The organism is Rhodococcus sp. ENV425 (assembly GCF_002887785.1).
GTDB classification, from domain to species: domain Bacteria; phylum Actinomycetota; class Actinomycetes; order Mycobacteriales; family Mycobacteriaceae; genus Rhodococcus; species Rhodococcus aetherivorans.
Genome location: NZ_PCZU01000039.1, coordinates 1 through 12,240, shown reverse-complemented (window position 1 = coordinate 12,240; position 12,240 = coordinate 1). Strand labels below are relative to the sequence as shown.

Below are 12,240 nucleotides of genomic sequence, written 5' to 3'. Positions count from 1 at the left end.
CTAGGTGTCCAGCGTCAGCTGGGTCGACGCGGTGCGGGACTCGGCGACGATGTCGTTCCATGCCGTACCGAGAGAGTTGAACTCGATCGCAACCTGGGTGCGCTTGAGGTCCTCTGCGATGGTGAACAGCAGAAACGACAGCTCCTTGCACAGATCCCGATCGATCGACTCCGGCACCCGCGACAGCAACGCAGCGGCGGCCGGTACGCCTTTCTCCGACAGAGCGTGAGACAGGTGCATCACCACTTCCCATGTACTGATATGCGGGTCACTGCCCGGGTCATAATCCCTGACCGCATACATCTCCCCCAATGCAGCAGGGGACAGCAGCGCGACCTTCCCGGCGCGGCTGGTGAGAATGCCGGATCGTTCGAGGTGCTCAAGAGAGGCGTTGCGAGCTCGGGCCATGTTGTCGGCATCACCGAACTTGCCCGCGTCAAATCCGTGCTGGCGGAACCACGCGATCGCAAATCGCGTGTCCGAGTCGAAGTCGCCTTCCTGCTCTACGAGTACCTCGTCGAGAATCTCGTTGATCCTGGCCAAGGCAGCACGCACCGTCATCTTCGAACCGTCGTCATTTAGCACTCCGACGTAGCGGGAGAACACTGCCATACCAGGGCCGATTGCAGCCTGGGGCAGGTCCACCGGGGCGATCGCACCTTGCTGCAACTCGCGGAGTGCTTGCGGAAGTTCATCCTTTAGTGCATTGATGAATCCGCGTCGGTCGACGGTCGAAGCGGATTCTGTTCGGGGACGCAACGCCAGAACAATGGACGAGGCGAGAGCATTGGTTCCCTGCGACAGCATCCGGTTTCCGAGTTCGCTACGCATAGGCCAGGTAGCTGTAATCGCCCACCCTGAGTGAATCATTCCCTCTAGCAGGGTTTCCCAGCCTGTTGATGCCTCTCCATTGTCATTGGCGTCTTGTTGCTTGAAGGCGTAATACACCGTGATCGGAAAATCTAGCAGTGCAGACTGGCGAGCACGGCGGAATACCTCGCGGAACCCTTTCTCGAAGAAATGGTGTGCGCCGTCCTTGCCCTCGTGGCGGTAGGGGTTAGCGACGAGCTCCTCGGCCTTCGGGACAAGCATCGATCCCATCAGCTCGGGATGGATCGAGCGCAGCGAGCGGCGGAGCCAAACATAGAAGAAGTCGGACAGATCCGAGTAGCCGATGTTGTCGTAGTAAGGAGGATCAGTAGAGATGACGTGACCGGTGAATGCGCGATTGGTAGCAGAGGCATGAACGGCCGTTGCCGTCGCCGCTGCAGGCTGAAGATAATCGAGACACTTGGGAATAAACTTGAACGCAGGTCCCCAGCCACCGGCTGAGTTGCTAAAGCAGTTCGCATCGGCAAAGTCCCATGTCATCGGGATCGCTTGGCGAGCAAAGAAGTCTCCGACCTGCTCCTTACCCGCATCAGGCCGCCATCTGCATAACGAAGCTTGGTAGTTTGTGAATCTACTGACCCCTAGTCCCAGGTAGGTTGCCACCGCATCTGCATAGGCTGCCGCGCCGGTACCGCCCGCTTCGAGTCGGCCGCCTTCAGGTACACCAGCCGCGAGGGCGTTGGCGAGGACACGTTCGCGAGCGTCGCCGACTAGGTCACTGAAGGTGATCAGTGCGGTTAGCTGGCGAGAGGTGAACAGGTCAGCGAAGGTAGTCAAGCCATACGGCGGCGTCCAAATATCTTTCGGGTGATAACCGAGTTCCTGATCTGGCACATCTATGGGTCGCTCAACTTGTGCTGCAAGCTCGTGTTCAGGCGTGGGGTCCAGGTAGATGCGAGTTCGCCTGCCCTCGGCAACGGTAGCCATGAGTTGAGCACCCATACGCCCGGCACGACCTTCAGCTTTGATGTGTTCCCGCTCTACGGCTGCTCCGCAACCGATGCACACTGCCCCCGTACGTCCCACGGTGCCGTCAGTGTCCTTTGTCGGCCCCTTCTTTGGGTCGTGGCCGATGCTGAACTCCACCTTGCCGTCGACAACCGATGGGACGACGTAGGCTTCCTTGCCTTTCTTCTTGCCGAGCCACCACGACCGGACGAGGGGCATGGCAATGCCGCAGGCGGGGTTGGGGCAGGTGACGGTGCGGGCCCAAATCCATGCGATGACAGTGGCTTCGGTGCCGTCCGGAAGTTCCGCCTTCGGGTACAGGTGACCGATACGTTTTTCGGCTTCGTCGCGCATCCACTGCCCGTAGCGGCGGACGTCTTCGGCCAGTCCGGTAGCCCGCGGCCAGGTATTTATCTGTGCGTCCGCTGCCCCGGGGAAGACGGGGGGGCGCCCGGCGAACTTCGGCGGGATCTCGATCAGCGCTTTGTTGATGAGCACTGCGACTGGGTTCAGATCCGATGCGTGGGCTTCGAGGCCGAGCCGCTGGGCCTCAAGGGGGATGGTGCCGCCACCGGCGAACGGGTCGAGAATCGGCGGCGGGTTGCCGTCCGTGGAGGCGAGGATCTCCTCGCGGGCTCGGCGCAGCAGGTTCTCGTCGCCGGCGTTTTCCCAGACCACCAGTTGCTCGATGATCTCGTGCAGGCGTCTGCGTTCCTTCGCGACGGCCTCGTCGGTAGGAAATCGATCGGGAAACGAGGACGGATCGTCGACGAGTTGCGCGAAGAGCACGGCGCGGGCGGCGGCGAGGGGTCGGCGGGCCCACCACAGGTGCAGGGTGGAGGGGTGGCCGTGGCGGATTGACTTCTCGCGGGCCGATTCGGCGTTGATCTTCTCCAGCGGCAGTGCAACCTCGATGAGCTTGCGACGGGGAACTGCGGTGGTGTCGGCGGTCACGAAGTGGGGTCCTTCTCTACGTACATCGGTGCTGCGGGAGCGTAACTACGGGAAACAGTAGTGGCCGGGCGTGCCGGGATCCGGCGGCGGTGCCCGGTCCGGTCGGGACGGGAGGCTGCTAGGAGGGTGGTCCGCCTTTCGCCCAGGTCTTGGCCCAATGCAGGCGTACCTCGGTGGCGGCGAGATCGCCAAGGTCGATGCGCCGGAAGGGCTCATGCACATACCGCAACTGGTCGTGGTCGGGGCCGCGGTCACTGACCGAGACCATGGCGAGGCGGTGGCGGTCGGGGACGTTCTTGCCGTAGAGGACCTCATTGAAGGTGACGGTGAAGTCCTCGGCGCCTTCGATGCGGCCTTTGACCTCGATGAACACGTAGTGCCCGTCCTGCGGGTCAAGGGAGCGGATGTCGTAGCCCTTGTTGTTGTGCGGCATCTCCTCCGGGATGCGCCCGAGGGCGTGTTCGGCGGCGAGGACCTTGTCGACGGCGCGGCGTTCGATGCGAGCCGTTTCCTTGGCGTACCGGGCGGGGGCGCCGGGCAGCATGCCGGCGGGGATGACCAGCACCGCGCCGGCGATCTGCGGGGGTTTGGCGGCCAGGCGGGATTGCAGGTCGAGTTCGGTGGTGCGGGCGGTGAGGCGGGCTTCGAGGTCGCGGGCGCGGGCCTCGAGCCTGTCGGGACTGTGCCGGGGTTTGGCGTGCCGGCCCTGGGTGCGGGTGGCCAGGACATCGCGCAGGCGGGCGGCTTCGCTGTCGAGATAGTTGATCTGCTGGGTGAGGCGTTTGTGTACGGCGCTGCGGGTCTTGTCCAGCAGCGGCAGGACGCGGTCTTTGACCTGGGCGAGATGTTCGGGTTGGGCGTGGGTGATGGCCCAGGTGGCGGCGAGTTGCTCGACTCCGCCGGCGAGCCAGCTATGGCCGAGGACCTCGTCGGCGATGGTGCGTGCCTCGGCGGGAAGGGGCTGTAGGTCCAGATAGGGGGCCGACCCGCACAAGGCGGCGGTGCCGTCGGGGGTGAGGGTGATGAAGTCGAAGCGTTTGGACACCACCACCCCGGTGCCGTCGCTGATTTCCCCGGTCACGGCGACGATCAGCCGGGGATGTTCGGCCGGGTCGTGCGGGTCGAACAGCACGGTTCCGGTCTCCAGCGCCTGCTGATGGGTTTCGATGGTCGCGTCGAGGACCGTGTCGAGCAGCGGGTGGCCGGGGGCGAGGAGTTCGGCGCGTGGCGCGGTGGGCTCGCCCAGGTCGATGCGGTCGAGATCGAAGGTGACCCGCTGATAGCGCGAGACGATCGGCACCGCCGCGCCCGGACGTTGCCGGGCCCGCACAGTCGCGGGGACGTGGGTGATCTCGAACCTTCCTGCTTCCCGGCGAGGCAGGCGGCCTCCGAGCCGGGGGAACGCGTCGTGGAAGAACGCGGCGATGTAGTGCGGTTGCAGCCGGCGGGCGCGGGCTTCGTCCATCTCGCGGCGGAGCCGGTCGAGTTCGTGCGGAGCCAGGGCTTCGTGGGCCAGGGCGCGTTCTTCGAGCAGGGTGTCCAGGCCGCGGGAGACTTCGGCGTCGACGACCTGGTCGAGGGCGGCCAGGCGGGCCGGGTCGTCGCCGTAGCGGATCGCGTCGAGCAGCAAGGTGCGTAGCGGGCGGTCGGTGAAGGCGTCGCCGAGGACGTCGAACAGCCGGCCACCGTATGCGCGACGCTGGGTTTCCATCTTCTCGAGCAGCCGGGTGAACACGTGGCCTTCGCGGGTGCCGTCGGCGACGAGATTCCACAGTCGGCAGGTGTGGCGTTGGCCGATGCGGTGGATCCGGCCGAACCGCTGCTCGAGCCGGTTGGGGTTCCACGGCAGGTCGTAGTTGATCATCAGGTGGGCGGCCTGCAGGTTCAGCCCTTCCCCGGCGGCATCGGTGGCGATGAGCACCTGGGTATCGGGGTTGTGGGTGAACCGTTCGCGGATCGTACGGCGGTCCTCGCGGCGGGTGCCGCCGTGGATGGTGACCACCGCATCTTCGCGACCGAGGATGTTGCGGATCTGGGCGGTCAGATAGTCCAGGGTGTCGCGGTGTTCGGTGAACACGATCAGCTTGCGCGGGGCACCCTGGGCATCGCGCAACAGATTCCGATCCAACAGCAGCGAGCGTAGTTCGGCCCATTTGCGGTCCTCACCGGAGTCCCGGACCTGCTCGGCGAGGGCGACGAGCACCCCGAGGCGGGCGATTTCGATGTCGAGTTCGGCGACGGTCTGCGCCGCGGTGGCGGCGTCGACGACCTGTTCTTCCATCTCTTCGCGTTCGCCGGCGTCGTACTCGTCCGGATCGTCGAAGTCGATCCCAGTCAGGGTGAGATCGTCGACCCGACTCGTCGGGGTGGGGGTGAGCAGGTCGCGGCGTTTGGTGCCGAGGCGTTCGCGGCGGCGTTGCAGTGACCGGACGATCGCATGCGGGGAGGACGCCAGGCGTCGTTGCAGCACGGTCAGGGCGAAGCCGACGGTGCGGGCGCGAGGGTTGTCGGCGCCGAGACGGTCAGCGCGGTTCATCTCCTCGCGGACGTAGCGGGTGACCTCGTCGTAGAGCTGGCGTTCGCCGTCGGAGAGGGTGTACGGCACGGTCTCGGCGATGCGCTCGGGGAACAGCGGGGTGCCGTCGAAGGTGAGCAGCTCTTCTTTGACCATGCGGCGCATCAGCCCCGAGGTGTCGGTGGTGTGCGCTCCGGAGCGGTATTCGCCTTCGAACCGGTCGGGATCGAGCAGCGCCATGAACGCCTGGAAGCTGGTTTCGTTGCCGTTGTGTGGGGTGGCGGTCATCAGCAGCAGGTGCCGGGTGATCTGCCCGAGGCGCTGGCCGAGCTGGTAGCGGCGGGTGACGTCGAGTTCGCCGCCGTACCAGGTGGCCGACATCCGGTGTGCCTCGTCGACGACCACCAGATCCCACTCGCTGGTGTCGAGCACGGCGAGCAGGTCGTCGTTGCGGGCGAGCTGGTCCATCCGGGCGATCAGCAGCGGATAGCGTTCGAAGGGGTTCGCGTCCGGGCTCGAGGCGATCATCTCGCGCGAAAGCAGTTGCGCGTCGATGGCGAACTTGGTGGCCAGCTCGTCCTGCCACTGCTCGACGAGCGAGCCGGGGGCGACGATCAACATGCGGGTCAGGTCCCCGCGCAGCATCAGTTCTTTCGCGTAGAGCCCGGCCATGATCGTCTTGCCGGCGCCGGGGTCGTCGGCGAGGACGAACCGCAGTGGGGTGCGGGGCAGCAGTTCGCCGTAGACGGCGCGGATCTGGTGCGGCAACGGATCGACCGCGCTGGAGGAGACCGCCACCATCGGATCGTGCAGGCCGGCCATGCGGATGCGCAGTGCTTCGGCGGCGAGGCGGAACTCGGCCGGATCGGCATCGAACGACCATCGGGCCTGCGGTGTCTCGATCCGCAGGCGTTCCTCATCGGTCCGGTACAGCAACTGCTGACCCAGTCCACCGGCAGTGTCCTTGAACGTCACCGTCACCGCGTCCGGACCGTGCCGGTCGACATCGACGAGGGTCACAGGTCCTGAGTGCACACCACGAAGCACCTGGCCACGGTCGAGATCCTCGAGCCGCACCGGCATCCCTACCGGTGATGAAGCTGCCACCGTCCTATCACTCTCCCCTGCGTTGTCGCCTTACAGATGTGATCGTTCGCGGGGCGAAGAATGTCACACATCACTTTTATCGTTCTGGGCTCGGGAACCTTTGGGTAGCTGGCACGGCGTGCATGGAATCACGAGGTTCATGAAGTGTGTCGAGCGGATTCATTCGTCAGACGTCCAGGAGTCTGCATCCTGGAGGGCATATGTCGGAAGTGTCTGAGATGCTCCAGTTGCCGACATGGTTCTGAAGGGATGAGCATGGCCATTTTCTACTTCGATATCGGTGGTTCACCGATTGCGTTCCGACGGATGGAAGGGGACAAGTTCCTCTTTGACAAGCGCGGAAAGTGGATCGGATGGTTCCCCTGGGGGGATGCCGATGCCGTCGACAAGAAGGGGAAGTACCTGGGGACGGTGGTAGGTAATCGGCTTCTGCACCGCACGTTTCAACCCCATCGCGGATACCCGGGATACCCCGGATACCCTGGGTACGCTGGTTATCCGGGGTATCCCGGTCACGCCGGTCATGCCGGGTACCAGAGCGGATTCAAAGATGTCGACCCCAGTCGACTGCAGGGATAGGGGTAAGTCCCGGGAAGTGGCGGGAATCGGGGGCTGCCCCCGCCTCGGGATCTCGTGCGCACACGGGGCGCGCTCACCCGGATTGGCACAATACGGGGTGTGCCGATCACACGCGCCAAACTTGTCGAGACGTATGGACAGGCGATCCTGTCCGGGAATGCCGCCGTCTTTGTGGGCGCGGGCCTCTCGCGGGCTGCTGGTTATCCGGACTGGGGTTCACTGCTGAAGCCGATGCAAGATCGCTGTGATATTCCGGGCCACGCCGATCTGCCGTTGGTCGCCGAGTACATCGCACTGGACCGCGGAAACGGCGGCCGCGACGCGCTGGAGACCCACATCCTCACTACCATGATCGAGATTCCCCCCGAACCGACATCGAGCCACCGGGATCTGCGACGTCTCGACATCAAGGAGATTTGGACTACCAACTACGACCGACTGCTGGAAACTGCCATTCCCGAGGCTGTCGTCGTCGCTGGAGAGGACCACGTTCATAACATTGCCTCGCGTCGGCGGGCGATCATCAAGATGCATGGCAGCATCGACAATCGTAATGAGTGGGAACTCCCGCCTGTCATCACACGTACCGATTACGAACGCTACGAACTGGCGCATCCTCGCACCTGGACCGTGCTCCGATCGTCGTATATGAGCCGAACCATGCTCTTCCTGGGATTCAGTTTCACCGACCCCAACATCGAGATACTCCTCCGCCTTGCCCGCACCCTGGGGACCGCATCCGCCGACCGCCACATCGCCGTGATGAAACCCCCCAATGGTGCCGATGCCACACCGGAAGACCTACGCCGGTATCGACTCCAGGCCGCCGACCTCGAGAACAGCGGTGTCACAGTCTGCGAGATCAACGATCACGACGAGATCCCTGATCTGCTCGCCGAGCTGGTGCTGCGTACCCGCCCGCCACACCTGTTCGTCTCGGGCAGCAGCAGAATCGAAAACGCAACGCCGGAGCAAGACGAAGAGATCCTGGGCCCCTGGTGCGCAGCGCTCGCTGTCACCCTCGTCGATGAACCGACATGGACAATCGCCAGCCTCGGTGGACCGGCCGGCTGGTACACCTCGCGGGACGTCGCGCGGACGCGGCGGAAGGAAGGGACCTACGACCCCAGCAAACTCATGATCCATTTTCGTGGGAAGGACGAACCCCCCGTGGTGCCGCCAGAGAGAGTCGGGACCTCCATTTACTCCGATCTCCCGCGCAAGGAACTCGTCACAAGTGTCCTGGACGACTGTCGGGCGCTCGTCGCCATCCGTGGGGGGACCCGAACCGCCGAGGAGATCGGTTGGGCGGCAGATCGACGGGTCGCGGTGATCCCCATTGCCGCCGCCGGTGGCGCCGCACGCGACTACTGGGAAGCCCACAGGGGCAACCCTCCAGCTATCGGCAGCCGTGCCACCGAGCACGCGACGTGGGAAAGGCTCAACGATGCCGACCCGACCATCACCGCGCGCGCCGCTAAATCCCTGATCAAGCAGGCCATGTACGAGTCGTAGTCCACTTCGTGATGCGTGTCGTACAGCCCTCGTACCATGACTGTCATGGAGGATGACAACCTGCGGCAGGCCGCGATCGTGGTGGCTTCTCTCGAGCTGCTCCCGGCACAGCCCAGCGATCTCACCTACATTTTGCGCGACCCCGCCCAGTTCCGCGCTCTGCTGGATCCGAGTCTCCTGGATCCGAGCAATAGATCGTCGGATTCTGAGCTGGTCCGATACCTCCATGAGAGTCTCGATCACGCGCGAATCGAATACTGGCACAAGCAGATCGACATTCTGGCCAGGGATGGCGTCGCCCGGCCCCTCCTGTCCTCGGACACCTGCGATGCCCCCGGCTACCCGGCACGGCTTGCCGAGTGCTGGGACGCACCCCCGATATTGTTCGCCACCGCAGCCCTGGACCGTGAATCCTCCTCCGTAGCAATCATCGGTAGCAGATCCGCCGGTACGGAAGTCATCCGTGACACCCACGAGCTGGCCGCAGATCTCGCGGCCACCGGAACGACGATCGTGTCCGGTTTGGCCCTCGGCGTTGACGCCGCCGCACACGAAGGAGCACTGGCAGCGGACGGAGCCACCGTCGCTGTGATGGGGACCGGTATCACCCGCATCTACCCCGAGCAGAACATCGATCTGGCTCGCCGGATACGCAAGAACGGGGTGTTGGTATCGCAGTTCGCACCGTATGCCCCGAGAACTCGCACCTCGTTCCTGCGCCGCAATCACGTGATCGCCGGCCTCAGCGATATCAGCATCATCATGTCCGGTGAGTCCCGTAGCGGCAGCCGACACGAGATCGAGCAAGCCATCGGATACGGCCGACCAGTCCTGATGTGGTCACCTGCCCTCGAACACCAAGATTGGGCGCGCAAGCTCGCCGACGACGGCAAAGCTTCCTTTATCACCAGCGCTGAGGAGGTTCGGCGCACGCTCGACGGGATCGACCAGTGATCGAGCACATCGATCCGCATCTTTGGGAATTGTCCGAGAAGGCAATCCCCGAATTGGTACCGCCTCCCACCGATGGTCAGCCTGAAACCTGCTGGCGCTGTCGCACGTGGACGGAATGGACGACTGGGGAATGCTGGAACTGCGCGAAGAATAGGAAGACCCTAGGGGTGCCAGCACCACCGCTGGACATGATCTCGTTGTACAACAAGCCGTCGCAGCTACGCGAATGGCTGACCTGCTACAAGGGTCGTGTCGACGAAAGTGAGCCCTTTATCCCCGAGTACGTCGACGTCGTCAAAGCACTGATCGCCAGGTTCCTGTACGAACACGGTGCGCGCATACAAGCACGAAGTTCGGTTGACGTGATCACGGTCGTCCCCTCGTCTAGCCGGACGGGCCCACACCCACTCGAGACCATCCTTCGAGACCTGCCACTGCAGGTTCCCGTAGTAACCCTGCTACGCCGTGGATCAGGAACGTTGTCGTTCAACAAGCCGTCCACTGACGGATTCGTCTCCGTGGACGGTCCCACCCGGCGGGTCCTACTCGTAGACGACGTGTGCACCACCGGTGCCCGTATCAACAGCGCTGCGTATGCACTCGACGCTGCCGGGCATCACCTTGCCGGTCACTTTGTGGTCGCCCGCCGCGTCAACGTCGGCTACAAGAACACCCCGGCATTCTGGGCAGGGCAGAAGGCAAAACAGTTCTCCTGGGAACAGAGCCCGTTGGTCAACAGCCAGCACCCGGGTACACAGATCGAGGCATGACCGCTGACGCATGAAGCTCGGATCCACACTGCGGTTCCTCGACCCAAGCTCTACGAGACGGATGTGCTGAGTAAGGCGCCGCCACGGTCGGACTGCGTCCGGCCAGGCATGTCGGGAACATCGGATAGTCTCCTGTGCTATGCCCCGAGATAGTGAGTCGCGGTGAAACCTGCGCTCAGTCGCCGTGAGATGTATGAGCCGGTCAGTGCCCACATGCAGGACATGGGATTCGATCGGGTCAGCACCCGCCGAGGCAACGCCGACGATCTGTTCCACATCGACGGCCACGATGTCGTCGGGCGCGGAACGACCACCCCGACGCCGATGGACGAGCATCATCTCCGGCAGCTCCACGAGACGGTGTACCTGAAGAAGGGCAATGCTCAGTGGGTGCACTTCTCCTACGGCGGATACACCCGGGCTGCACAAGCATTCGCCGACAGCACGGGAATCGCGTTGTTCGAGTTCAAACTCGGTGGGCGGATCGCGCCTCGGTCGGAGACAGCGACACAGTGGTACCGGCGCAAACCGCTCGACCGGTGGAAGCGCCAGTTCATCTGGGCATTGATCGTCATGGCCGCCGCATCGTTGGTCGTCGTCGCCGTCATCAAAGTTCCAACGGTGGGTTGGGTTCTTGCTGTTCTCGTCCTCGTCGCCATCGTCGGACCGGTCGTTCGCCTGGTGACCAGAACCGGGTAGCCGAGCAGGACATCACCTCGCGGGTGATGCGGCGCGGGCGGCTGCGCCCAGCAGCAGCACCCGCTCGAGGACCACATGTATAGATGTCCTGAAGATCATCGGTACTGCTCGTACATCGATCTCCATGGAAGGAGGGCACGCGCCCGATGAACGACTCGACTCCCGGGTGGCGGCCCGATCCTCACGATCCGGCGGTGTTGCGGTACTGGGACGGACAGCAATGGACGTCCAACACCCGCATCCGGACCGAACCGGTGCCGGAACCAGAGTCATCGACATTGCAGAACCCGACTTCGTCGTGGGGCCGTGGGCACTCTCTTCTGCTGGGAGCGGTACTAGCGACCATTTTGGTCATCATGATCGGCGGCATCTTCGTCGAAGGCAGCGACGACACCGAAGCCTCTGTCCGCGCCGATGACACCAGCAGTGAGCCTGCAGCCCCGCCCGAGACCACGGCGCCCCCCGTGCCGCCCGAGACCGTGGACACCCCGACTCTCGCGCCCCCGCCCGAGACCACGGTCGCCGAGCCTGCCACCGATCTGGGTGTGCCGCTGCGCGACGGTAGTTTCGAGATCGTCGTGCACTCGTGGGGCAACTCGACTGCCGCGATCACGGTGACCAATATCGGTACGGGTCCCCGGGTGTTCCGGTTCGGTGACCTCGATGCGTTCGACTCGCAGGAGCGTCGTTTCAGCCCGACTGTCAACACGCTCTCACCGCTTGCCTACCCGACATTGAACCCTGGGGAAGCGGCCTCCGGGGAGCTCTACTACGAGATGAGTGGAGCGGAACCGGACTATCTGTTGTTCGAGGATTCGTTGACGTTGTTCTCCGAAGGGGTCCGGATTCGGCTGCGGTGATCGGGCGGGCAGCATGAATCTCGTTCGTTCGCCCTCGTGTCCGGCAAGCCGGATCAGCGGCCCACGAGTCCGGTGCTGTTCTGCCGCTCTTCGAACCTGCGGATGTTCACTGTCGCTGCGGTCGGGGTGTTCGCTCGCTGTCATTCCTGAGCGGAAGCCGGAAGCGATCCGGGCAGGTAGGTGAGATGCCCGGTCGTCGACACGGACCGCGTACTGGTTGCACAACCGCCGAGCTCGCTGATACCTCCCACCGATGTGCAGCCGGGTAGTTGAGAGGGTCCTACGATCGCAGATGTGCCGATTCCCGAATCTTCATCTACCGAAACGGTTCCGGATCCTGCTCTCGCCGAGGGCGACAAGGCCGATATTCTCGCTCGCACCGTGGCCGCGATCGATGCCGGTGATCTCGAGCAGGGCCGGCAGATCCTGCGCAGCGAGTATCCCTTCA

Annotated in this window: 7 protein-coding genes; 5 read left to right on the top strand and 2 right to left on the bottom strand. The window is 64.0% G+C overall.

From position 1 onward, the window contains the following. Positions 1 to 2,793 carry a DUF1156 domain-containing protein gene (locus tag CQZ88_RS02675; RefSeq protein WP_102799214.1) on the bottom strand — a complete coding sequence of 931 codons (2,793 nt, stop codon included), beginning with the start codon at positions 2,791 to 2,793 and terminating at the stop codon, positions 1 to 3. Between the two features lie 118 nt (positions 2,794 to 2,911). Beyond that, on the bottom strand, positions 2,912 to 6,391 hold the full coding sequence (locus tag CQZ88_RS02670) for a helicase-related protein (RefSeq protein ID WP_043797158.1): 3,480 nt from the start codon (positions 6,389 to 6,391) through the stop codon (positions 2,912 to 2,914). A gap of 702 nt (positions 6,392 to 7,093) precedes the next feature. On the opposite strand from CQZ88_RS02670, the gene CQZ88_RS02660 reads away from it, so the two are divergent. The 5 genes from CQZ88_RS02660 to CQZ88_RS02640 all read left to right on the top strand — a co-directional run bounded on the left by CQZ88_RS02660 (position 7,094) and on the right by CQZ88_RS02640 (position 11,792). Further along, on the top strand, positions 7,094 to 8,509 hold the full coding sequence (locus CQZ88_RS02660) for an SIR2 family protein (RefSeq protein WP_235194005.1): 1,416 nt from the start codon (positions 7,094 to 7,096) through the stop codon (positions 8,507 to 8,509). Positions 8,510 to 8,554: 45 nt separating this feature from the next. Beyond that, positions 8,555 to 9,463, top strand: a complete 909-nt coding sequence (locus CQZ88_RS02655) for a DNA processing protein DprA (RefSeq protein ID WP_043797168.1) — start codon at positions 8,555 to 8,557, stop codon at positions 9,461 to 9,463. Beyond that, positions 9,460 to 10,233, top strand: coding sequence for a ComF family protein (locus CQZ88_RS29440; RefSeq protein ID WP_146034239.1), 774 nt, complete (start codon positions 9,460 to 9,462; stop codon positions 10,231 to 10,233). Before CQZ88_RS02655 ends, CQZ88_RS29440 begins: the two co-directional genes overlap by 4 nt. A gap of 222 nt (positions 10,234 to 10,455) precedes the next feature. Next, positions 10,456 to 10,932, top strand: coding sequence for a hypothetical protein (locus tag CQZ88_RS02645; protein WP_043797161.1), 477 nt, complete (start codon positions 10,456 to 10,458; stop codon positions 10,930 to 10,932). Between the two features lie 146 nt (positions 10,933 to 11,078). Beyond that, on the top strand, positions 11,079 to 11,792 hold the full coding sequence (locus tag CQZ88_RS02640) for a DUF2510 domain-containing protein (RefSeq protein WP_102799212.1): 714 nt from the start codon (positions 11,079 to 11,081) through the stop codon (positions 11,790 to 11,792). The last annotated feature ends 448 nt before the right edge of the window (positions 11,793 to 12,240 follow it).